This window comes from Paenibacillus auburnensis (assembly GCF_927798115.1).
Lineage (GTDB): Bacteria > Bacillota > Bacilli > Paenibacillales > Paenibacillaceae > Paenibacillus_AQ > Paenibacillus_AQ auburnensis.
Window position 1 is genome coordinate 21,965 of record NZ_CAKMMG010000010.1, and the last position, 20,927, is coordinate 42,891.

Below are 20,927 nucleotides of genomic sequence, written 5' to 3' on the forward strand. Positions count from 1 at the left end.
TATGGCTAAGGTTTATTACGCCTTAGCCCCGTTCAGGATTGCACTTACACCCTCACTAAGCGGCGTAAGCGGACGCTGCAGCAACTTCTCCAGATCGCTGCTCTCGATGTTTAGTGCCCCTTCACGGATTGCTGCCTGGATGGCTACTACGATCGGCAGTGCCGCTTCCGGTACACCCGCGCCAGCCATCACACTGGAATATGTAGCATCATCCACCTGCTGCACGGGTACTTCCTTGCCGAGCACGCTGCCGACAACCGACGCCAGTTCCCCTTGGGTAGCCGGTTTGCCGGATAATTCGTAGACCGAATTCTGATGGCCTTCACCGGCGAGAACAGCGGCCGCAGCCTCTGCATAATCACGGCGGGTTGCCCAGCCAACCTTGCCTTCTCCGGCGGATGTCAGCCAAGGCGCTCCAGCTGCAGCAGCTTGAATCGAGCCGGCCTCATTCTCCAAATACCAGTTGTTGCGCAGGAAGGAGTACGGAATGCCGGATTCCCGAATGAACTGTTCGGTAGCACGGTGTACCGGAGCAAGGAACAACGAGCTGGAATCGGCATGCCCAACGCTGGTATAGACGATGAAGCCTACGCCTGCACGTACTGCAGCGTCTACAGCCGCCTTATGCTGGCGGATACGTGTATCATTGTCGCCGTCTGCCGAGACAATCAGCAGCCGCTCCACACCGGCAAACGCCGCATCCAAAGTCTCCGGCTGATCGAAATCGCCGTGGCGGACGTCAACACCGCGGGCCCGCAGGCTATCTGCCTTCTCCGGGTTTCTTACACTGGCCACAAGACTGCCTGCTGGCACAGATTTCAGCAAAGCTTCTGCCACGATAGAACCAAAATGTCCGGTTGCACCTGTTAATCCGATCTTCATCTCAATTTCCTCCATTTAAGAACTATTTATTTGTGTTGCTGTGTATTTCGTGTTGTATTCAAGGATTCGCGCTTCCTGTAACTATTGTAGTTACAAGTTAGCCGGTTGTCAAATCCTTTGTTTTTCGTGACGTAAAAAACGGCCCCGCCCATAGCCCGGGGAGCCCGCCGTCAGTCCATTTATTTGTTAGCCTTCCCGCATAGTGCTATTCTTAACAGCATAAGAATACCATTATCGTTACTCAGAAAGGTTCTGTATTATGTCTAAACCAAGAGCTTCTGTTTATCAGCGTTATCTTCCGTCCGTTAATCCAGACCCGGAATACAGCGGATCTGCCTATTGGCTCATCACCCATTCCGGCAAGCTGCTGGTAACGGAAACTCCCGGACAAGCAGATATCCCGCAGCTGGAATCGCCGGAGCTGCTTGCGGCCGCCCCTATCCGGACACTTTATCTTGGCCTGTTCGCCGGCACACCCTGCTTCGCGGGAGAGGTTCCGTCAGATATGCCTGAACCTGCCGGTATGGCCTTCCATCCTCTGCGCACCTTGTATGATGTGCTCGATGAGGATGTATTCCATCTGGCGGGAAGGGCCCTGCAGCTGCTGGCCTGGGATGAGACCCATCAATTCTGTGGCAAGTGCGGCACAGCAACCGTCCTCTCCGGAGCAGAGCATGCCCGGGTCTGCCCGGCATGCGGACAGGTCAGTTATCCGCGGATCGCACCGGCGGTGATCACCGCGATCCTGAAGGATGGCCAGATTCTGCTCGCTCATGCACCGCATTTCCAGAATAATATGTACGGGCTGATTGCCGGCTTCGTCGAGCCGGGCGAGACGCTGGAGGACTGCGTGCAGCGTGAAATCAGCGAGGAAGTGGGCATCAAGGTCAAGAACATCCAATATTTCGGCAGCCAGCAATGGCCCTTCCCCCACTCGCTAATGGTCGGCTTCCTGGCCGAATACGAGAGTGGAGAAATTACCGTAGACGGGGTAGAGCTGGACCATGCCGCCTGGTTCACCCCGTACAGTCTGCCGAATATTCCGCCACATGTCAGTATAGCCCGCAAAATCATAGACTGGTACGTGGAGCAATACAGCTGACCGGCTGCTCCTATCCCCTTACCGTCTTGAAATAGCGGTATACCTGCTGAAGCTTGCGTTCATGCTTGCCGCGCGGACTCTCCATGCTGCCGAACTCAAAAAATTTCACCTTGCGGATTCCGACATAGTTGAACAATGCTTTACGCATCAGGATCTTGTGCGCATTACCCAGCCACAGCAGCGGATAATGCGCCGGTCCCTTCATGACAGAGATGCACACTACAGACTTCCCCTTCAGCAGCCCCTCCGGCAGCATCCCGCCCTTATCCCTGTAAGCGAAGCCTGAAGCAAACATCTGATCAATATACCCCATGAGCATCGCTGGAGGCCGGCCCCACCAGATCGGATAGACCAGTACAATCCGGTCGGCCCAGATCAGCTGCTCCCTGTAAACGGCCAGCCTCGGATCGCTGTGCATATCTCTGCGGCGTTTCTGTTCATTAAACACCAGCACCGGATCAAAGCCCTCCTCATATAAATCCAGTACTTTAATTTCTGTTACTTCAGCATTTTCCCGGCTGCCCCGCAGCACTTCCTGTAAAAAAGCATAGCTGAGGCTCTGATGATTCGGATGAGTATAGATAACCAGTGTGTTCATGTCGGCACCCCTTTACTTATCATTTGATAACCAAAGGGTAGCACACCTGTAATTTAGTTGTCAAATGATAATTGTTTTTTGATAATTATTTTGCTATGGTGTCCTCTAGAGGTGATCCTATGGACAACAATACTTTATTTCAGAAATTCGTGACCTTCACCACCGCCGTCCATCAAATAACCAGTGAAATATCCAAAGATGTGAAATCCGAGGCGCTAACGCCTTTGCAATATAAAATTCTCGAATATATTGCGGTAAGCCAGCCGGTGACACTGAGCGAAATCAGCGATTGCATGCATATGTCTATGCCTAATACTAGCCGCGAGCTGAAGAAATTAACGGAGAAGCAGCTGTGTGAGCGGGTCACCGATCCCGGGGACCGGCGCAAGCAGGGCATCACGCTGTCCGCAGCAGGCGAGCACATGATGAACGAAGCGTTCCGGCACATCGGGATCCGGTTCGCCGAGCGCACCGGACATCTGAGTGAAGCCGAACGCCAGGAGATCATTCGGGCGCTTGATCTGCTGCAGGAAAAAGTATTTTATTGAGCGCTGCCCTACTCTCCCCAATAAGCCAAGCTGCTTAGCAGATGCAATGAGCAAATGAAAAGGCGCCCATACACGGGCGCCATTATAAGTGCAGTATACGATTCTTTTTTAGAAGGAATAGCCGGCGAATTTCTCCGCATTGCTTATGCTGGTCCAAATATCAGGACTCTCCCCGCCTATATGCCAGTAGGCAATTCCCGCCAGCTTGTGCTTCACTGCCAGATTGTATTTTGCCGTAAGGGACCGTCCGTCCTCCAGCCAGAGGGTATGCTTCAGTGACTGCTTGGTATAGCTGGCCACATATTGCCCCAGTGTGCTGTTCCATACAGGGTGCAGGGAATAGCTGCTCAAGAGCTGGTTCTGCTGGGTAAGCGAAAGTTCAGCGGACGATGCAGTGATGCCGTTCTGCTTGAGCGTCCAGTCACGGGTGTATAGGGGCATTGCCAAAATCACCTTTTCGGCAGATACCGATTTCAGCAGTGTGCTTACCGCGTGCTGAACATAGGGCAGTGAAGCGTTAGAGCCGGGACTCATACTCCCGCTGTAGTGCTCGTCATATCCCATCATCACCAGATAATCAGCCTGCCTGCCAAGTGCCGCATAATCAAAAGCCTCCGTCCAGTCTGTCCCGAGATCGGGCGACACATCCATCGACAGTACTGCGCCGAGCGCATGCAGCCTCCCGGCCAGCTGTGTAATGAAGGCGGTCAGCGAAGCCCGGTCTACCGCTGCCACATTCTCAAAATCAATATTCAGCCCATCCAGGCCGTATGTACTGACTAATCCCGCCAGTTGATTAACCGCCGTATTCCTCGCTGCTGCACTGGACAGCATTTGATGTGTCGCCGCCTGATCAAACCGGTTACCGACCAGCGGCCACACCTGCTTGCCGTTCTTCTTCGCCCAGGTTACCAGTGAAGCCACCGTTGAATCCGGGACTACACCCGTACTCCCTACAAAATACCAGCGCGGAGATAAGGTATTCACATTCGACTGCAGAATATTACCCTCATACTCCGCGGCCGTCTGGCCATACTGCCATCCCAGCACAATGTGCGGGTCCTTCGCACCTGCCAGCTCTGTAGTCCATTTTTCTTGCTGAAGCACCCGGTACAGAAGCACCGCCGTTTCCTGCCTTGTCATCGGGGCGGCCGGGCGGAAAGCGCCTGTTTCGTCGCCTTTCATCAAGCCTAAGCGGTTTACAGCTTCCACGGCACTGTCTGCCCAGGCAGCGATGGTGCTTGTGTCGGTAAACACCGTTGCCCCGCCCGCTGTCCCCGTTTGTTTGAACGCTTTGGTTAACCAGACGGCAGCTTCCTGGCGCGTTACCGGCTTCGCCGGTGCAAAGGTGGAAGCCGAGGTACCGCCCACCAGGCCCAGCTGAACCGCTGCCTGTATCCAGCCGTAATACCATGCGCCCTTCCCGGTATCTGTATAGGGAGAGACTGGACTTGCCACAGGCTCAAGCTTCAGCAGCCGGCCGAGCATAGTAATGAACTCCGCTCTCGTCACCTTACCCTCCGGCGAGAAGCTGGTCTCCGAGATGCCGGTTAATATCTTCCGGTTATACAAGTCTATGATCTCATTCTTGGCATAGCTGGCTGCTATATCGTCAAAAGGCAGCGTATCCTCAGCGGAGGCAGACTGGCCATACGGAATAAACAGCCCGGCTGCGCACAAGACGGCGGCTGCACCGGCTGCTAATCTTCCCACCATACTCTTCATGATATTAAAGAAGCCTCCTTCGGTGTTCAATTTGCCGAAAGTATACCAGAGACAGAGTCTATTATCATCGCAAAAATACTGGAAGGAAAATGAATAGTGGCAGATTTCGTGGCAGCCGGGGTTTAATTAAAAACCCGCGTGGTTATGAATGTGGATAGAGCAAAACTTATAGGAGGTCATTCCATTATGAAAGATTCCGGTTCACCTGGCGGAATTCCCGCTGCTGCGGGCGGTTCCGGCCTCACTTCGCAAGCGGTAGATGCTATTGAGGATCTGTCCGGCGTCCATCCCGGCTACCGCCGTGCACATGCCAAGGGGATTTGCTGCCGCGCCGTCTTCCGCCCGAACGGACTTGCCGTCCCTTTCACTACTGCCGCACATCTTCAGGAACAGGAGGTTGAGGCGGTTGTCCGTTTCTCCGGCAGCTCTACCGATCCGGCACTGGCTGATCTCCTCTCCCCGGCCAAAGGGATGGCCGTGCAGTTCAGCTTGCCGGATGGCAGCATTACGAATTTGGTCGGGGTGACGCTGCCGGTTTTTTTCGCCCGTACCCCTGAATCCTTTGTTGACATCGTTCGTTTCGTGCACCGGGCTCGCGCAGGCAATCTCGGTCCGCTGGAGCTGATCAAGGAGATTTCGGCCCACTTCACCGAGAGTAAGTCCAGCTTCCTGGCCCTCAAAAAGCTGCAGCCGCCGGCCAGCTATGCCGAATCTCGTTATTACTGTATTCATACTTATTTCTTGGTAGATGCTGAGGGAAACAAGCGGCCGGTAAAATTCGAATGGACCCCGGTTACCGGAGTCCGTGCCCTGTCCCTGGAGGACGCCTCACAGCAGCCTGACCACTATCTGGAGGATGAGCTGGCGCTGCGCCTGCAGGATGAGTCCCCCGTGTTTCAGCTCGCTGTTATTTTCGGTGAGGAGGACGACCCAACCGATGATCCGACCCATGCCTGGCCCGACGAGCGGAGACGGATTGAAATCGGGAACCTGCACCTTACAGAAATTATAGACGAGCCGGACGGGCTGCTAATGGACCCGGCCGTAGTTCCGGCCGGCATAGCCTTGTCTGAGGATCCTATCCTTCATTTCCGCCACAGCGCCTACGGGGAATCCTTCCGCAGGCGGCGTGAAGAACACTAACCTGAGCACGAGAGGACGAGGTTACCGATGGAACAAGCAATGATTATTATCAATCCTACTTCCGGCAAAGAAGAGGGACCTGCATATATCACCATGGTGGAAGAGATTCTGAGTGCGCAGGGGTACGAAATTACCGTTAATGAGACGCAAAAGGCGGGGGATGCGACGTCGTTCTGCATCGCGGCATGTGAAGAGGGCTATGAACTGGTGGTTTCGATAGGCGGGGATGGTACACTGCACGAGGTGATCAACGGACTGGGCGACCAGCCGCACCGCCCGAAGCTGGGGATTATCCCGCTTGGAACGGTTAATGATTTCGCCCGGGCTATCGGGCTTCCCCTTGTTCCGGAGGAAGCGATTAAGGCGCTCGCCTCCTCAAGCACCCGCGCAGTGGATGCCGGCCGGTTAAATGACCGCTTATTCATCAATGTGGTGGCCGCCGGAGCTATTGCTGAATCGGTCTCTTCTGTATCTTCGGAGGATAAGTCGAAGCTGGGAGCACTGGCTTATTTCAAGGAGGGAATTAAGGAGCTGACCGGCAATACCGCTCATCACCTGAGCATTACCCATGACGGTGAGGTCTGGGAAGGGGACTCTCCGCTGTTTATTGCCGCCTTAACGAATTCGGTCGGAGGCTTCGAACGGCTGGCACCCGGTGCCGCTGTTGACGACGGCCTGATCCACTGCTTCATCCTCAAAGACCTCACGATCCTGAGCACCCTGACCGTCAGCCTCTCCCTCCTGCTCGGCAACCTTAATCATCATAAGGATGTAATTTACTTTACGGCCCGCAGTGTAACCGTGGAATCGTCTGACATTATGCGGACCAATGTTGACGGTGAAGAAGGACCGGCGCTGCCGATCCGGCTCAGCCTGCTTCCCCGTTATATCGAGGTCATCGTACCGGAGCCATGATCCTCCGGCTTGCCAAGTATTCAGGTTAAGTGTCTCCGCAGCTTGCGGATATAGACAATCTGACCGATATGATAAGCATTATGCGTCGCTGCATTGCTGATGACCTCCCACCACCGGGCCGGCTCAGGGAAGCCGATCACCTGTGCTTCCAGGCTGTCTTCCGCAAGGATGGCCTGCCATCGCAGCAGCACCTCCAGCAGAGCTGTGCTCAACTCACTGTAAGAGGAATTCTCCGGCAGGATAAAGCTGGCGTTGTTGTCTCCGATCGGCGGCACCGCATCCACCCGGCCTTCGGTATACCGGATCTGCCAGGTTTCATTCCAATAACGTAAATGCTGCGTCAGCTCGGCAATACTGTTACTGCCATCTCCCGGCTTCCAAAAGGCCTCCTCTTCCGTAATCCCCTGAACCGCCTGCATGAACGGCAGGTGCCAGCTGGGATCATTGGCACCCGCGAGCAATTGATTGGCCAGCACCTCTTTGGCATGAACCATGGTTCTCACTCCTCCGGCTTATATTCACTTAATTTCCCTTGATAGATTAATTCCAGCCTTCCGCTCTGGCGGAAATCATCCGGCGTCACGAGCGCAGGCAGCTTATTCCACAACTTAATTCCGGAACGGTCCAGTATTTCCGCAACGAATTGCGAGCAAAAGTAAGAGTTGCTGAATTCAACCGGCTCTTTCAGCGCGATTCCGATTACACCGAGAATGTTGTACAGGTACTTCTGCTGGCTGCGGATAAAAATATGCAGGACCCGCTTCATTTTCTCCACTTCACGCTCCGTGACTTGAAGCTTGTAGATGACACAGGTCGTATTCGGATATTTGCTGTAGGTGCCTGTCTGAATGTCCTCCTTCACAAAGCCCCCGTTCAGGGGATTGCTGGGATGCTTTCTCCCGAAGCTGTACATCTCTGACAGATCACGGGTAAATGAGATTGAGGCATGGTTATACGGGGCCTTCGTGTAGCCCTGAATAAGCCGGGTAAACAGTGTGCCTGTATTCGTAAGCAAAATAAAGACCGATTGATCACCTGTCATTTTACAAATTTTCCCCTTATCATGTTCGGAGTTTTCCTCCATAATAACATATGATTCCTTTAATGGAATCCTATCCTGCAACAGGCTGGTGATTGCTGGTGAACAGCTCCTTATTCACGCTACTCCTTATTTTTGCCGGCCTATCGGCCGTCCATCTGATTTATCTGGCCGTGAGCAGACTTCAGAAGGACAAGGACTATACAGGCATCGGCTTCCGCATCAAAACCTGGTGGGGCATGCTGTTTATTTTCTGCCTGGCAACTCTCTTCAATTCCGTAGTTTCCCTGCTCTCTCTGATGGTGCTCTGCTTCTTCGCGCTAAAAGAATACTTCTCTATGATCCGCACGCGGAAGGCCGACCGCAGGCTGTTCCTGTGGGCTTATCTGGCTATCCCGCTGCAGTTCTACTGGATTTATATCGAGTGGTACGGGATGTTTATCGTCTTTATTCCGGTCTATGTCTTCCTGCTCCTGCCGCTCCCCCGGCTCCTTAACAAAGGAACTCTCGGATTTCTGCGCAGCGTCAGCTCGACCCAGTGGGGGATGATGCTGATGGTATTCGGGCTTAGCCATCTGGCCTATTTCCAGTTTGCCACCCCGGAATATGGAGCAGGACTGGTACTGTTTCTGGTGGTGCTCACCCAGCTGAATGATGTGGTTCACTATCTGGCCTCGCTCTATTTCGGCAAACGCAAGGTGGTTCCGACCGCCAACCCGAATCTCACCTGGGAAGGCTTTATCTGCGGATTTGTGGCAACGACCGCCGTGTCCTATCTGATCTATCCCTACCTGACACCACTCACTCCGCTGTTCGGACTGCTGTCCGGGATGCTGATCAGCCTGAGCGGCTATTTCGGCAGCTTGACCGTCTCCGTCCTGAAGCGTGACCTGCTGATCGGTGACGACGACAAGTTCGCCGCACTCCAAAAAAGCTATCTGAGCCGGGTCGACAGCCTGGCATATACCTCGCCGATCTTCTTCCACGTGATCCGTTACTTTTTCGATTTCATGTAAACCCGACCGGTGGACAGCGGGCCCTTCTTGGGTTACCGTTGCCCGCCTTTGGCGAATTCAACGGTATTTTGGACCTCCGTCAAGAAAGTGGACACCAAAAGACAAAATTAAGCTGCTTTTCGCTTGAATTTTGCTGCGAACTGGACCGGAGATATGTAGCCCAAGGCGCCGTGGATTCGTTTACGGTTATAGAAAAATTCAATGTACTGGTAGATTTCATCATAGGCTTGTTTCTTAGTTTTAAATCGGGTGCAGTACACAAACTCTTTTTTCAACAGGCTATGAAAAGATTCAATACAGGCATTGTCGTAACAGTTGCCTTTACGGCTCATACTGGCCCGCATTTGGTATGTTTCCAAGCGCTCACGGTAGTCGGCAGAGGCATACTGTGATCCGCGGTCCGAATGGTGTATGAGGTCTTTCTTCGGGCATTTAGCCTTGTAGGCGTCATCCAGGGCACCTAAAACGAGATCGGTGGTCATACGGTCGCCCAGCCTCCAACCTACGATTTCCCGGGTGCATAGGTCAAGTACGCTGGCGAGATACATCCGCCCTTCCCGGCAAGGAATATAAGTGATGTCTGCGACCCAAGTCTGATTCGGTTTTTCGCTGAAAAATTGCTGGTTTAGTAGATTCGGTGTAACAGGCAAGTCGTGGTTGGAGTCGGTTGTATTCACGCGGAACTTTTTTGCTACACAGGAGCGGAAACCCAGTTCTCTCATGTACTTCCCTACGGTGCGCTCGCTGACTACATGGCCTTCACGCTGCAGGAGAATCGTGATTTTGGGACTGCCATAGCGGCCCTTTGTATCGTGAAAATAATAGGTAATCCGCTGGCACTGCAAAGCTTTCCGGGCTGCCTGTAGGCTTGGTTTTGCGATTCTCCACTTGTAATAGCCGCTCCTTGATACCTCGAGGGTGCTGCACATCTTCTCCACAGAATACCGGGAGCGGTGATCTTCGATAAACTGAAATCTCAGTTCTTTGGATTGCTGAAGATGTGCACTGCTTTTTTTAGAATTTCCATTTCCTCGGCCAAGTCGGCCAGTTGCCGATCTCGTTCTTTCAATTGGCGTTCGAGCTCTTTAACCTTTTCCGGACTGGACACAGGCTCGCTTTGAAACTGCCGGTATTTGCCCAGCCATTGATGTAGGGTTTTTGCAGGGATATCCAATTCTTGGGCCAGTTCCGCCACCGTCTTGGTCTGCTCTTGGATATACTTTACCGTCTGCTTTTTAAACTCGTCGTTGTAGCTTTTTCGTGTTCCACTCATGTGGACACCTCCTCGTTAATCTCATTATCTCTGGGCTTTTAACGGGTGTCCACTTTTAAGACTAACAGCATTTATACCGTTCATTTCGCCCCGTTGCCCGCTTTCGGCAGATTCAACGGTATTTATACCGTTCATTTCGTCACGTTGTCCGCTTTCGGGGGATTCAACGGTATTTATACCGTTCATTTCGTCCCGTTGCCCGCTTTCGGCGGATTCAACGGTATTTATACCGTTCATTTCGCCCTGTTGCCCGCTTTCGGCGGATTCAACGGTATTTATACCGTTCATTTCGCCCCGTTGTCCGCTCAACCAAGAACAAACAAGCTGGCGATTTTCGCACCAGCTTGTGTTCTTCCTTCATTATTGTGCGTCATCGCCGGCTGGCGGAGTGCCTCCCGCTGTTCCGCGGTCAGGTCTTGCTCCGCCCCCAAAGCCGCCCCGGCCTCCGCCCATGCCGCCGCCCATACCTTGTGTGGCAGTCGTTACGCCTGATTCATTCAACCAGGTTACGCTATCGGAGATGTCGAAGGATACCACCTTGGTGCCGCCGCTATAAGCACCGTCTGCATACAGGCCGTCCACTGCTGTACCTGTTGAAGTTCCGCCGGTGGAGAGGGTGTACGATCCGCCTTCCTTAAGATCCGGCGAGCTAATGACAACCGCCCGGTAGCTCTTCGCCGGAGCAAAGGTGGCAATCGTGTTGCCGTCACTGTCCTGCAGGTTCACCAGCTGTCCGGCCTCCTGCGAATCGGTGAATGTCATAGCAACCGAGTATTGGCTGGATGTATCTGTTGGAGCCTGAAGCATACCCGCACTCCCCGCTACCACCAGATAACCGCCGGTGATCTCGAAGGTTCCATCGTAATCCAAGGAGCCGTTGTTATCGGCGGTAGGGCCATTGACAACTACAGTTCCTCCGCTCATGACGACCGATCCGTTCGAATCCAGTCCGTCACCTATGGAATCGACTGTTAATGTACCTCCGCTGATCATCAGCAGGCCGCTGCCGGAGCCGCTGAACTGATCCTGTCCGCCAGTGGTTTGTGCGGCATTATCATCATTACCTCCTGATACGTTAACACCATCGTCGGATGCTACTACATGAGTATCGCCTCCGGAGATGGTAATATCGCCGCCTTCAATCCCTTCATAACTCTTCGTAATGTTCATGGTTCCACCAGCAATGGCTGTCAGGCTGTCAGCATGCACGCCATCATCGCCCGCCTTAATCTCGAATTCTCCATTTGTGATGGAGACGTTGCTATTGCTGTGCAGCGCATCATCTGCAGAGTCCAGGGTGAAGCTGCCGCCGTTAACTGTGATGTCGCTTCCGGCTTTCAGGCCTTTTGCACTGGCCGATTCCGTCTCTGTTGCTGTTGTTGTGTCAGCAGATGCCTTCGCACTACTGTCAGCAGGTGCAGCTCCAGGCTCAGCTTCTGCCGTAGCGCCTGCTACTCCGTCAGCTGCCGGCATTTCCGGTGGTGCAGCCTGATCCGCCCCGCCGCCGGATGCCGGAGCCTGACCGCGCATTCCGCCGCCTTCGCCCATTCCGGCAAAGCCGCCTTCATCATTGGTCTTCACTTCAGCATTGGCACTGCCTCCACCTGTCACCAGACTATACGTTCCGCCGTCAATGACAAGAGAAGTCTCACCTTGAATCCCATCGTTTACAGCTGTAATATCAAAGGTTCCTCCGGATATAGCGATGATGCCTTTGTCTGCCTCTTCATCATTGGTCGACTTAATGCCGTCGCCTTTTGCCTTGATGGTAATATTTCCGTCCTGTACAGCTACCAGATCCTTGCCGACCATTCCGTCATCAGCAGCCTGTACTTCAATGGTGCCGGAGACAATTTTCAGATCGTCTTTGCTTGAAATCCCGTCTTTGTAATTGCCGGTAACCTTCAGCGTGCCCGTTCCATTAATCGTCAGATCTGCCTTACTGAAGATTGCTGCGCCAGGCTCCTCGGCCGCGGCATCAGCAAATACGTAGACTTCTCCGTCTGTTACCGTGTTCTCTGTGCCAGCCTCCAGCGTCATAATCACTTTGCCGGCTTCTTTAACGTAGACCGGTGCGCTGTCATTGTTCGCAAGCTCCACTCCATTCAGCACGAGATGAACGCTGCTGTCATCCTGAACATCGACGATAATCTGGCCGTCACTCAGCGTTCCACTCAGGACATAAGTCCCTCCGGCCGAGATCGCCACGGTGCCGCCGGAAGCTGTTGCTCCGGTACCGGTCACCGTAGCTGCGGTTCCATTCAGCGCAACCGTTGTTGCACTATCAGCATTCCAGCCCACTGCGGTATCCTCTTCGTCAAAGGTCACGAGGTCGGCCGCCTTCACATTTGCCAGTTGTACATTTGCTGTAGTCCCGCTCTGGGCTGCCGCTGTTGTAACAGCTGCTGTACCGGTGGAAGCCGGTGTCGATGCAGTATTGCTTGTGCCGCAGGCGGACATAACCGCTGCCAGCAGCAGAATCAGCCCCGCCTTACTTGCCATAATAAATTTATTCATATGTGATCCATCCTTTCATTCCATCGTTTTAGTATTCCGTAGTAGTAGGACTCATGGTCAGCGACAGATCGAGATTGCCGTTCCGGGTACGGATGGCATCGAGGAATTCCTTCTGGCTGGTAGTTTCGTTAAGCGTAACGGAGTAGACCAGTTCATACAGGCTGCCAAGCTCGGTAGTCCGGATCTTTTTCAGCTCATAAGCGACATTGAATTTGTTAAATACTTCGGCAAAAGCCTCTTCGTAGCCCAGATTCTCAGGAATCGTAACCTTGAGTGTTTTCTGCATCGATTTTCGAACGCCAAAGCCTGTACGGTTCAGGATCACCATGATAATGCAGAGAATAATGGTGAACAGGACCGCGTAACCGTAGGCGCCGACGCCGCAGGCAAGGCCTGAAGCCATGGTGAACAGTACAAAGGTGATATCTTTAGGATCGCCAGGTGCGCTTCTGAAGCGGATAATCGAGAACGCCCCGGCCAAACTGAAGGCTCTCGCTACGTTGCTGCCGATTAAGAGAATGATGATGGCTACAATGACCGGCAGCAGCACCATCGTAAGGGTGAAGCTCTGCGTATAACCGGCAGGACTGGTCTTCATATAAGTCAGGCTGATGAGCGCCCCCAGAGCCAGGGAGATCAGAATAGTCAGCACTGCATTGCCAAAGGTTAGCTCCGTGGAATCAGAGACGGCGGCGAAGATGGAATCAAGCATAGAGTACACTCTCACTTTCTACTTTGCTGTTTCTCAGCATTTTTTTATATTCATTGCCGTATTTGGAGAAGCTGGTGCGGTACATTTGATGCTCTGAGAGCATTTTGGACAGCCAGACCGGAATCGTCTTCTCGGCTTTGACTTCCATCAGCCATTGGCCCGGCTCCATCAGCAGCTCACCATGCGTGCCGTGCTCCATCTTGAGATCGTACCGCCGGCTTCTGATATTCGTATCAAAGGTGATTCTGAGATCACGGTTATTTTTGCAGAACAGCGCTTTACGGTCGTACGAGAGGTACACCATCGGCTTAAGATCATAACAGCTCAGGAAGTACTTGATTTCCTCAATTACCTGCTTGTTCATGTAGTCCTTATATTCCGGCGGGTTGCCGGTGCGGACAAAATCATAAGCCTCATGCAGCCTGAGCGGGGTTCTTCTTTTATTGACGAGACCGAATACCTTTTTCTTGATTTCCAGGTAGACCTTAGAGTCTTCGTTCGGAACACCGTATGCTCTGAGGCGGAGCTTCTCTTTGTATTTCGGCTTGGACAGGCTGTTGCGGATCAGCGTGTTGCTCGGTGTATCGTAGTACAGATTAGTTATGGAATAAAACTCATGCTGTTTGTTGTAATCATCCGGTTCCATATATTCGAGCAGTTCATTATAGAGCTGGTGGTAGGCTGTAGTATCGAACAAGTATTTGTTCTCATATCGGTTGAATACTTCGATAGCCATCGGGATCAGTTCCTTTCTCATTGGAGTCGTTCGCGTGTCTCGCTTGCTTATGAATGTATCTTAGCGGCTAAACCTTTAATGAATCTTAAATGCTTTTACACTGCGTTGATTCATTTACACTCGCTTAACAATTGTGTTTTGGGCTACCGCGGATATATAGTAGAGGCTTTATCTTTTGTTGCCGCGGTTAAGGTTGGTTAAAGGTAATCTTGATATAATAGCGGAAGTTAAGCAGTACACATCAAAGCACATAGAGGATGACAAACCTATGAGAATATTAATCGTCGAAGATGAGGTGCATCTGGCCGAGGCCGTAACCCAAATCTTGAAAAAACATAATTATTCGGTCGACGCGGTGCATGACGGCAGATCGGGCATGGACTACGCACTGAGCGGGATCTATGATCTCCTGCTGCTCGACATCATGATGCCGGAGCTGGATGGAATCAGCCTGCTGCGGGCACTCCGTACCAAGGGTGTAGCCACTCCTGTCATCTTCCTGACTGCAAAAGGAGAAATTACCGATATGGTGACCGGGCTGGACTACGGGGCTGATGACTATATTGCCAAGCCTTTTTCGTCGGAGGAGCTGCTGGCGAGAATCCGTGCAGTGCTGCGGCGTAAAGGCGAGATTCTGCCGGATGATGCGCTGAAGTTCGGGGATCTGGAGCTGAATACAACCAATCTGCGGCTTACAGTAAGCGGTAAGGAAATGAAGCTGAACCTGAAGGAGAGCGAGCTGCTGGAGCTGCTGATTCTGCGTAAGCAGTCCGTAACCTCCAAGGAGCAGATTATCGAGAAGCTGTGGGGGTTCGATTCGGAAGCAGAGCATAACAATGTGGAGGTGTACATCTCTTTTCTGCGTAAAAAGCTGACGTTCCTCGGCTCGGGAACACGGATCAGCACGATACGGAATGTAGGCTATGTATTAGAGGTGAATGCCTGATGTTCACAAAGCTTAGAAACCGCTTCTTGATTGTGAATCTGGTGACGATCTCCGTAATGATGCTGGTCGCCTTTGCTACCATCTATGTTATTAACTACTTCGATGTTCATAATGATATCAACAGGGACCTGCAGCGGAGCGTGGAATTGTACCAGAAGCCCGGCAACGGGGAACATCACGGCGGGATTACCGGTGGATTTGATGGCGGCGCGGATGGCGGGATTGACGACGGAATGCAGCGTCAGGACGGCGGTTCGTTCGGCAAGATGGGCGATCCTCCGCCGGAGCGTCTGATTTCCTTCATGATTGAAACGGATGCCGAGTGGAACCAGATAGGGACACCTGCATCACAGCTAACCATGGATGACGAATTTTATGCACAGGCGCTGCAGGAAGCCGTGGACATGGATACCACCCGGGGACAATTTGAGCTGGACGGCAGTCTATGGATCTTTGAGATCAAACCGACCACTGACGGGCATAAGCTCGTATTCCTTGACATTACCGCCAGGCAGAAGATTCTTACAAACCTGATCTATACTTTCTCTCTTGTCGGTGTCGTGATGCTCATTATCCTGTATTTCACCAGCCGCTACTTTGCGAACCGTTCTATCAAGCCGGTAAAGGAGGCCTTCGATAAGCAAAAGCAGTTCATCGCCGACGCCTCCCATGAGCTGAAAACACCTCTGGCCATCATCAATACCAATACCGATGTGCTGTTAGCCAATGAGGAAGACACGATTTTCAACCAGTCCAAGTGGCTGCATTACATCAAATCTGAGACGGAGCGGATGGCAAAGCTGACCAATGATCTGCTCTATTTGACGGAAATGGATGATTCCCGCACCGGCATGGTTCACGCTCCCTTCAACATCAGCGAAGCGGTTGAGAATATCATCCTGACCATGGAAGCCGTCATCTTCGAGAAGAATGTCGCGCTGGAGTATGACATTGAGCCTAATCTGACCGTTCAAGGCAACAGTGAGCAGATTAAGCAGGTTGTTATGATTCTGCTGGACAATGCCGTGAAATATACGGGGCCTAAAGGCGAGGTGACCCTGTCTCTGCGCAGACAGTATAACGATGTAGTGTTGGCCGTCACCAACACCGGAGAGGGAATCGCTCCAGAGCATCTCACCCGGATCTTCGACCGGTTCTACCGGACCGATACCTCCCGGGCGCGCAAGCAAGGCGGCTACGGCCTCGGTCTCGCAATCGCCAAATCGATCGTTGAGCAGCAGCATAAAGGCAAGATCTACGCGAAAAGTGTGGCCGGTGAATCCACCACGTTCTATGTGCAGTTGTCCCAATAGGCTCGCAGCAATCCGCAGACACGCTTAATTGTAGCGATAAGCCATATAAAGTGAAAAAAAGAGCTGTCCCTTTAGCGGGCAGCTCTTTTGCTCTATAAATTCAACTATGCAGAATTTCCTGCAGATAGGCGCTTAACACCCTGGCTGCCTGCTCGTGGGCTAATCTTCCCGGATGGCTCCTTGCGCCTACGCTTTCCTCTGTAATATTGGGCAGCTGGAAGACTGAGACCTTCCGGTCCCCTGATTTCGCCGTGTAGCTATTTACTGCGCGGTAGATAGCCGGCATCATCGGGAGTCCCAGCATACCATACACCCACACTATATGCGCCTCCGGGTTATATTGTCTGAGCTTCCCAAGGAATGACTCCGCCGCGGCCTCGAAGGCCTGCAGATCCTCTGCGTTGAAGGTGCCGTCGTCGTTCAACCGCTGTTTATAAACTTGGCCGGTGGCCGGATCAGTCCATTCCGGGGAATTAAAAGCCCCACCGTCATTAGTGCCCAGATTAACAATCACCGCATCCGGCTGCCACGCTTCAAAGTCATTCGCCTGAGAGGCTCCCAGCGCTTCGTTCCGTTCCCCGCCGAGAACCCCGCAGACCTGCCCGTAATAATCCGGCAGATTGCGGTTCGGATTATTATCCCAGCTTGTCAGCACGCCCCATCCGCTCTGGGACAGCACCCGGTAATCCGCCTTTAGCGCTTCCGCAGTCATGGCCGTATAATTGCCGGTTGCGCTGAACCACATCGGAATCCAGTCTTCTTCCGCCTTCGCGCCGACCACGCCTTCACCTGAGGTGATGCTGTCCCCGATGAACTCAAGCTTGAGCGCCCGGTCTGGAACCGGCAGGAACTCCCCGTCGAACCTGACGGCGTGTATCTGCAGACAGCACCGCGGATCGTCGCTCATGGCCTGCAGCTCTCTGACAATTCGGACATTCTTCACCGCCTCTTCATTCATGCCTCTGAATACACAGACCCAATACCTGCCTGCCGTTAACATCTGTCTGCTGACAGGGAATGAGTTAATCTCTATGCTGATCCACGGTTCATAGACATCGTAATCCGCCTCTACCTCCACCCACAGCTCTGAGCCCTTGGCATTGAATTCAACCGCGCTCCCTGTCCAGAACAGGGTGAGGGGAGCAAGACTCCCCGTGGTTCTGCCGTGAACCTTCACATGTGCAACTTCGGATAAAGCCGCTTCCTTTAGCTTCCCGTTTTCTTTCATCCCATGTTCCTCCCGGATTTCCCCTTATAAGAGCACTTATCCTTGCTTGATCGGTGCCGCCAGCACAATCTGTCCTCTGGGGGTTACTCCGCCGCCATCCGGCTCCAGCGTGATTGCCACGGTGTCGTATTCCTGCGGCTCAAAGGTATAATACAGCGCCCCGTTGCCGGCCTGTGACACGAAGGTGCCCGCATTCTGCGGGACGTCGCCCTTGATCAGCCAGACCTGATAGACCTCTGTACCCTTAAGCTCCGGCAGCTGCTCAGCCTGGACCACGAGATGCGTCCCGCTCTTGTCTGCGATAATGGTTGCCAGGCCTTTCGCCGCAATATCCGCGGCAGCCGGACTGAGCGCCACCGCCTCATTCACCTTGAGGCCCTGCAGCGGCTCTGTACTGACAGCTACCTGCTGCTTCAGCCGGCCGACATCCTCGCGCAGCTGGCCGGTATAAACGAGCAGCACCACAACCGCTGCCGCGAGCCCAGTGCTGAGATAGCGCCACACGGGCAATCTTCTGGCCGCTGGTGCAGCAGCTTCCACTGTGATCTCCCGCTCCACCACAGGTGCCTTAGGCGCCTCCGTTACAGGCTTACGCTCTACTTGAACCGGTGCATCTGCTTGGAATACAGAAGACATAATCCGCTTTTTCATCCCCAGCGGCGGTGCAACAGGCTCAGAGGCAAGAGGGAGCATGCCGATTACCTGGCGGTATTCCTTTACCAGTTTCTCACATTCCGGACATTCCTGTAAATGAACCTCGAACCGCTCCATTTCATCATCCTGAAGTGCGCCCAGCGCATACAATTCAGCCCATTCGCATAAGTCATTTCTCTCTTCAGTCATGGACATGATCCCTCCTTCCCCAGTGGATTAACCGCTTCTGCAGCTGCTTCATAGCCAGCCTGACCCTGCTTTTGACCGTACCCAGCGGCACGGCAACACGAATGGCTACCTCCTGCTGCGTCAGACCCTGGTAATAGATCAGATCCACTACCTGCTGCTGGTCCCTGCTCAGCTCCTGCAGAGCCTCTCTTACCTGCTCCCCGACCATCATCAGCTCGACCATATCCTCGGTCATGGTTCCGGTATCGCGGATCTCCTGCAATTCCTCAGAACCGGCAGGCTGCTGCGGCACTCCTGAGTTCTTTTTTCGGAGCTGGTCGATTGCAATATTCCGTGTAACCGTAAACATCCAGGTTGAAAGCTTGCCCCTGCCGGAGTCATACTGCTCCGCGTTCTTCCATATACGCATAAATAATTCCTGCATTACTTCCTCGGCCGCCATCGAATCCTTCACAATCCGGTACGCAAAGCTATAGATCATCCCTTCGTACCGGTCGTAGAGCATTTCTAGGGCAGCCGGGTCTTTTTGCCTGATAAGCTCCATCAACTGCCCGTCGTCAGCGACATCGTACAATCCTAAGCCCCCCATTTCCCCTGCATAACCTCTAAGATGGATTTTTCGCATGAGCCTCTAAGTTGGATAGATTTATACTTCAAATTTAATTTACTAAAAAGTGATCCAACTCCAAGTTTCTTACGTTCCACTGAGTATAACCGCTTTTGATTAGCGGCTCAACTTTGAATGAAGGAGTGAATGAATTTGAAAAAACTGCAAAGTAAGCTGGCCATCCTGATGCTGTGTCTGAGTTTATTTATACCTGTGCTTGCCAGTGCCCATGAAGTGGATACGAACGGGGCCGCACCAAGTTTACAGGCAACACTGGGTGAGCTGCTCGGGGAGCATGCCCTGCTGGCTGTAATTGCGATGCAAAAAGGCTATGACGGTGCCGCAGACTTCGGGAATGCCGCCGCCGCTCTGGGTAAGAATACAGATGACCTCAGTGCAGCGATCGCTTCCGTCTACGGGCAGGCCGCAGGCGATGCCTTCAAACCGGTCTGGTCCTCCCATATCGGCTACTTCGTAGACTATGTGAAAGCCACAGCCGCTAAAGACGAAGCCGGCCGTCAAAAAGCCGTTGCTGAACTGGAAGGATACCGGATGAAGCAGGCGGAGTTCTTCCACAATGCCAACCCGGAGTATTTCCAGACGGCTGCCATTGCAGACGGTCTGAAAATGCATATTGGCCACCTGCTGGATGCCTTCAACAGCTACGTAAATAAAGATTATGCCGGTGCTTATGCGGACACCCGGACAGCTTATGCACATATGTTCATGACCGCCGCTGCACTGTCCGCCGGAATTGAGGCCCAGTTCCCTGCTAAATTCCCTGCGGAGTCTGTAGCCTCACCGGGAATCGACCTGCGTGCCGGGCTTGGACAATTGCTTGGTGAGCATGCCACCCTGGCTGCACTTGCTATGCAAAAAGGCATCGACGGCGCACCTGACTTTACCGCTGCGGCAGGTGCCCTGAACAGCAACACTGAGGACCTGTCTGCAGCAATTGCCTCCGTATACGGCAAGGCTGCAGGCGATGCCTTTAAGACGGTCTGGACATCCCATATCGGATATTTTGTGGATTATGTAAAGGCTACTGCGGCGGGTGATGAAGCCGGACGGCAGAAGGCGGTTGCTGAGCTGGAAGACTACCGGATGAAGCAGGCCGCGTTCTTCCATAGCGCAAATCCCGCTTACTTTGAAACAGCAGCCATCGCCGAAGGCCTGAAAATGCACATCGGCCACCTGCTGGACACGTTCAACAGCTATGTAAATAAAGACTTCGCTAACGCGTATACCTTCGAACGCACCGCCTATGCCCATATGTTCATGACGGCAAGTGAACTGACCGGCGGCATCGTCGCCCAGTTCCCGGACAAGTTCCACGGGAAAACTGCAGCACCGGCGGCAAGCATGACAACCATCTCGATGATGACAGGCAGCACAGCTGTAACCGTTAACGGTAAAACCAGCAAGATGGATGTCACACCGGTCATGAAAAAAGGCAGCATCTTCATCCCGCTCCGTTACCTCGGCGAAGCCATTGGCGTCGACGTTACCTGGGACAACACTAAGAAAACGCTCTGGATTAAAGACGGCAACAATACCGCAGTGTTCTGGGCCGGACAGTCCTACATGGAGCTGAACGGGCAGCGCAAGAACATCGGGGCTCCTGTCTTCCTGGATAAGGGCCGCGTTCAGGTTCCCGTGCGCTTCATTGCCGAGCTGCTCGGCTGGGATGTGAAGTGGACTCAGAGTAATGGGGCGATTACGCTGACTAAGTCAATGCCGGCAGCAACGGCAACATCAATGGAGCACAGCCACTAATTGCTTGA

The 20,927-nt window shown here is 53.1% G+C and carries 22 protein-coding genes; 8 read left to right on the forward strand and 14 right to left on the reverse strand.

Translation table 11 applies throughout. The features are described from left to right. Positions 1–15: 15 nt before the first annotated feature. The gene (locus L6H70_RS23880) at positions 16–882 is read right to left on the reverse strand and encodes an SDR family oxidoreductase (RefSeq protein WP_236336673.1); all 867 of its coding nucleotides are present in this window, start codon (positions 880–882) and stop codon (positions 16–18) included. A 259-nt stretch (positions 883–1,141) separates the two neighbouring features. On the opposite strand from L6H70_RS23880, the gene nudC reads away from it, so the two are divergent. Then, entirely contained in the window at positions 1,142–1,984 is an 843-nt protein-coding gene (gene nudC, locus L6H70_RS23885; RefSeq protein WP_236336676.1) for an NAD(+) diphosphatase, read from the forward strand. Between the two features lie 10 nt (positions 1,985–1,994). Here nudC and L6H70_RS23890 read toward each other — a convergent pair whose 3' ends face one another. Next, positions 1,995–2,582, reverse strand: coding sequence for an NAD(P)H-dependent oxidoreductase (locus L6H70_RS23890; RefSeq protein WP_236336678.1), 588 nt, complete (start codon positions 2,580–2,582; stop codon positions 1,995–1,997). Between the two features lie 119 nt (positions 2,583–2,701). Here L6H70_RS23890 and L6H70_RS23895 point away from each other — a divergent pair, with 119 nt between their 5' ends. Further along, a complete protein-coding gene (locus L6H70_RS23895; RefSeq protein ID WP_236336680.1) occupies positions 2,702–3,130 on the forward strand; it encodes a MarR family winged helix-turn-helix transcriptional regulator in 429 nt (142 codons plus the stop codon). 108 nt (positions 3,131–3,238) lie between these two features. Here the strand turns inward: L6H70_RS23895 and L6H70_RS23900 are convergent, their stop codons facing one another. After that, positions 3,239–4,855 carry an S-layer homology domain-containing protein gene (locus L6H70_RS23900; RefSeq protein WP_236336681.1) on the reverse strand — a complete coding sequence of 539 codons (1,617 nt, stop codon included), beginning with the start codon at positions 4,853–4,855 and terminating at the stop codon, positions 3,239–3,241. Positions 4,856–5,041: 186 nt separating this feature from the next. Between L6H70_RS23900 and L6H70_RS23905 the strand changes: the two genes are divergently transcribed. Both L6H70_RS23905 and L6H70_RS23910 read left to right on the forward strand, forming a co-directional pair. Beyond that, positions 5,042–5,998 carry a catalase family peroxidase gene (locus L6H70_RS23905; protein ID WP_236336682.1) on the forward strand — a complete coding sequence of 319 codons (957 nt, stop codon included), beginning with the start codon at positions 5,042–5,044 and terminating at the stop codon, positions 5,996–5,998. Positions 5,999–6,025: 27 nt separating this feature from the next. Further along, on the forward strand, positions 6,026–6,913 hold the full coding sequence (locus L6H70_RS23910; RefSeq protein WP_236336683.1) for a diacylglycerol/lipid kinase family protein: 888 nt from the start codon (positions 6,026–6,028) through the stop codon (positions 6,911–6,913). A 20-nt stretch (positions 6,914–6,933) separates the two neighbouring features. Here L6H70_RS23910 and L6H70_RS23915 read toward each other — a convergent pair whose 3' ends face one another. Both L6H70_RS23915 and L6H70_RS23920 read right to left on the reverse strand, forming a co-directional pair. Beyond that, on the reverse strand, positions 6,934–7,407 hold the full coding sequence (locus tag L6H70_RS23915; RefSeq protein WP_236336848.1) for a DinB family protein: 474 nt from the start codon (positions 7,405–7,407) through the stop codon (positions 6,934–6,936). Between the two features lie 5 nt (positions 7,408–7,412). Further along, positions 7,413–7,955 carry a hypothetical protein gene (locus L6H70_RS23920; RefSeq protein ID WP_206102492.1) on the reverse strand — a complete coding sequence of 181 codons (543 nt, stop codon included), beginning with the start codon at positions 7,953–7,955 and terminating at the stop codon, positions 7,413–7,415. A 98-nt stretch (positions 7,956–8,053) separates the two neighbouring features. Here L6H70_RS23920 and L6H70_RS23925 point away from each other — a divergent pair, with 98 nt between their 5' ends. After that, positions 8,054–8,968 carry a phosphatidate cytidylyltransferase gene (locus L6H70_RS23925; RefSeq protein ID WP_236336684.1) on the forward strand — a complete coding sequence of 305 codons (915 nt, stop codon included), beginning with the start codon at positions 8,054–8,056 and terminating at the stop codon, positions 8,966–8,968. A gap of 107 nt (positions 8,969–9,075) precedes the next feature. Here L6H70_RS23925 and L6H70_RS23930 read toward each other — a convergent pair whose 3' ends face one another. Genes L6H70_RS23930 through L6H70_RS23955 form a run of 6 tightly spaced genes read right to left on the reverse strand, consistent with a single transcriptional unit; the run spans position 9,076 to position 14,206 of the window. Next, positions 9,076–10,038 (reverse strand): IS3 family transposase, encoded by a 963-nt coding sequence (locus tag L6H70_RS23930; protein WP_341482763.1) that lies wholly within the window; start codon positions 10,036–10,038, stop codon positions 9,076–9,078. Further along, a complete protein-coding gene (locus L6H70_RS23935; protein WP_206100472.1) occupies positions 9,945–10,241 on the reverse strand; it encodes a transposase in 297 nt (98 codons plus the stop codon). The genes L6H70_RS23930 and L6H70_RS23935 overlap by 94 nt, the downstream gene beginning before the upstream one ends. A 24-nt stretch (positions 10,242–10,265) precedes the next feature. Further along, the gene (locus tag L6H70_RS23940; protein ID WP_236336685.1) at positions 10,266–10,550 is read right to left on the reverse strand and encodes a hypothetical protein; all 285 of its coding nucleotides are present in this window, start codon (positions 10,548–10,550) and stop codon (positions 10,266–10,268) included. Between the two features lie 51 nt (positions 10,551–10,601). Continuing rightward, positions 10,602–12,758, reverse strand: coding sequence for a carbohydrate-binding domain-containing protein (locus L6H70_RS23945; protein WP_236336686.1), 2,157 nt, complete (start codon positions 12,756–12,758; stop codon positions 10,602–10,604). Positions 12,759–12,786: 28 nt separating this feature from the next. After that, entirely contained in the window at positions 12,787–13,470 is a 684-nt protein-coding gene (locus L6H70_RS23950; RefSeq protein ID WP_236336687.1) for a DUF4956 domain-containing protein, read from the reverse strand. Then, on the reverse strand, positions 13,463–14,206 hold the full coding sequence (locus tag L6H70_RS23955) for a polyphosphate polymerase domain-containing protein (protein ID WP_236336851.1): 744 nt from the start codon (positions 14,204–14,206) through the stop codon (positions 13,463–13,465). The genes L6H70_RS23950 and L6H70_RS23955 overlap by 8 nt, the downstream gene beginning before the upstream one ends. Before the next feature lie 268 nt (positions 14,207–14,474). On the opposite strand from L6H70_RS23955, the gene L6H70_RS23960 reads away from it, so the two are divergent. Beyond that, positions 14,475–15,152, forward strand: coding sequence for a response regulator transcription factor (locus L6H70_RS23960; protein WP_054942503.1), 678 nt, complete (start codon positions 14,475–14,477; stop codon positions 15,150–15,152). Next, complete coding sequence (locus tag L6H70_RS23965) at positions 15,152–16,465, forward strand: sensor histidine kinase (protein ID WP_236336688.1); 1,314 nt, start codon at positions 15,152–15,154, stop codon at positions 16,463–16,465. Before L6H70_RS23960 ends, L6H70_RS23965 begins: the two co-directional genes overlap by 1 nt. Before the next feature lie 100 nt (positions 16,466–16,565). On the opposite strand, the gene L6H70_RS23970 is transcribed toward L6H70_RS23965, so the two are convergent. From L6H70_RS23970 to L6H70_RS23980, 3 genes are read right to left on the reverse strand one after another with little or no spacing between them, the layout of a single operon-like run. Continuing rightward, on the reverse strand, positions 16,566–17,693 hold the full coding sequence (locus L6H70_RS23970) for an SGNH/GDSL hydrolase family protein (protein ID WP_236336690.1): 1,128 nt from the start codon (positions 17,691–17,693) through the stop codon (positions 16,566–16,568). A gap of 36 nt (positions 17,694–17,729) precedes the next feature. Continuing rightward, positions 17,730–18,536 (reverse strand): anti-sigma factor, encoded by an 807-nt coding sequence (locus tag L6H70_RS23975; RefSeq protein WP_236336692.1) that lies wholly within the window; start codon positions 18,534–18,536, stop codon positions 17,730–17,732. Next, positions 18,529–19,110: an RNA polymerase sigma factor gene (locus L6H70_RS23980; RefSeq protein WP_236336693.1), complete on the reverse strand. Its 582-nt coding sequence runs from the start codon at positions 19,108–19,110 to the stop codon at positions 18,529–18,531. Before L6H70_RS23980 ends, L6H70_RS23975 begins: the two co-directional genes overlap by 8 nt. A gap of 180 nt (positions 19,111–19,290) precedes the next feature. Here L6H70_RS23980 and L6H70_RS23985 point away from each other — a divergent pair, with 180 nt between their 5' ends. After that, positions 19,291–20,919: a copper amine oxidase N-terminal domain-containing protein gene (locus L6H70_RS23985; protein WP_236336694.1), complete on the forward strand. Its 1,629-nt coding sequence runs from the start codon at positions 19,291–19,293 to the stop codon at positions 20,917–20,919. Positions 20,920–20,927: the final 8 nt, after the last annotated feature.

What these genes read in the sequence shown, in the direction of transcription:
- L6H70_RS23880 (WP_236336673.1), bottom strand. Translation starts at nt 882, where the DNA reads ATGAAGATCGGATTAACAGGTGCAACCGGACATTTTGGTTCTATCGTG.
- nudC (WP_236336676.1), top strand. Translation starts at nt 1,142, where the DNA reads ATGTCTAAACCAAGAGCTTCTGTTTATCAGCGTTATCTTCCGTCCGTT.
- L6H70_RS23890 (WP_236336678.1), bottom strand. Translation starts at nt 2,582, where the DNA reads ATGAACACACTGGTTATCTATACTCATCCGAATCATCAGAGCCTCAGC.
- L6H70_RS23895 (WP_236336680.1), top strand. Translation starts at nt 2,702, where the DNA reads ATGGACAACAATACTTTATTTCAGAAATTCGTGACCTTCACCACCGCC.
- L6H70_RS23900 (WP_236336681.1), bottom strand. Translation starts at nt 4,855, where the DNA reads ATGAAGAGTATGGTGGGAAGATTAGCAGCCGGTGCAGCCGCCGTCTTG.
- L6H70_RS23905 (WP_236336682.1), top strand. Translation starts at nt 5,042, where the DNA reads ATGAAAGATTCCGGTTCACCTGGCGGAATTCCCGCTGCTGCGGGCGGT.
- L6H70_RS23910 (WP_236336683.1), top strand. Translation starts at nt 6,026, where the DNA reads ATGGAACAAGCAATGATTATTATCAATCCTACTTCCGGCAAAGAAGAG.
- L6H70_RS23915 (WP_236336848.1), bottom strand. Translation starts at nt 7,407, where the DNA reads ATGGTTCATGCCAAAGAGGTGCTGGCCAATCAATTGCTCGCGGGTGCC.
- L6H70_RS23920 (WP_206102492.1), bottom strand. Translation starts at nt 7,955, where the DNA reads ATGACAGGTGATCAATCGGTCTTTATTTTGCTTACGAATACAGGCACA.
- L6H70_RS23935 (WP_206100472.1), bottom strand. Translation starts at nt 10,241, where the DNA reads ATGAGTGGAACACGAAAAAGCTACAACGACGAGTTTAAAAAGCAGACG.
- L6H70_RS23945 (WP_236336686.1), bottom strand. Translation starts at nt 12,758, where the DNA reads ATGAATAAATTTATTATGGCAAGTAAGGCGGGGCTGATTCTGCTGCTG.
- L6H70_RS23950 (WP_236336687.1), bottom strand. Translation starts at nt 13,470, where the DNA reads ATGCTTGATTCCATCTTCGCCGCCGTCTCTGATTCCACGGAGCTAACC.
- L6H70_RS23955 (WP_236336851.1), bottom strand. Translation starts at nt 14,206, where the DNA reads ATGGCTATCGAAGTATTCAACCGATATGAGAACAAATACTTGTTCGAT.
- L6H70_RS23960 (WP_054942503.1), top strand. Translation starts at nt 14,475, where the DNA reads ATGAGAATATTAATCGTCGAAGATGAGGTGCATCTGGCCGAGGCCGTA.
- L6H70_RS23965 (WP_236336688.1), top strand. Translation starts at nt 15,152, where the DNA reads ATGTTCACAAAGCTTAGAAACCGCTTCTTGATTGTGAATCTGGTGACG.
- L6H70_RS23970 (WP_236336690.1), bottom strand. Translation starts at nt 17,693, where the DNA reads ATGAAAGAAAACGGGAAGCTAAAGGAAGCGGCTTTATCCGAAGTTGCA.
- L6H70_RS23975 (WP_236336692.1), bottom strand. Translation starts at nt 18,536, where the DNA reads ATGACTGAAGAGAGAAATGACTTATGCGAATGGGCTGAATTGTATGCG.
- L6H70_RS23985 (WP_236336694.1), top strand. Translation starts at nt 19,291, where the DNA reads ATGAATTTGAAAAAACTGCAAAGTAAGCTGGCCATCCTGATGCTGTGT.